We start from the raw sequence: 349 nt of genomic DNA on the forward strand, positions 1-349 counted from the left end.
CGAGGGGGAGGTCGGTTCCGGCGCCGTGGCGGGTGAGGGTGGCGGCGAGCGCGGCCTGCACCACCATGAACAACGTCGCGCCCTGGTCGGCGGCGAGCTTCCGCAGCGCCCGGTGCGACTCGGCGTCCAGGTCGAAGTCGACGACGGCGCCGCGCCGGCTGGGCTCGGCGGGGCGCGGACGGCCCGCGGGCAGCTCCAGTACGGGCGGCGCTCCGGCCAGCTCCTGTTCCCAGTGCGCGAGCTGCCGCGCCATCAGGCTGTCCGGGTCGTCCGCGTCTCCGAGTAGTTCGCGCTGCCAGAGGGCGTAGTCGGCGTACTGGACGGGCAGTGGCTCCCAGTCGGGTGCGTG

At 75.4% G+C, this 349-nt stretch carries 1 protein-coding gene; it reads right to left on the bottom strand.

Translation table 11 applies throughout. The features are described from left to right. On the bottom strand, window positions 1–349 hold a 349-nt coding region (locus ACX6XY_RS30125), incomplete at both ends, for a condensation domain-containing protein (protein ID WP_460337816.1).

The organism is Streptomyces sp. O3, from assembly GCF_054788135.1.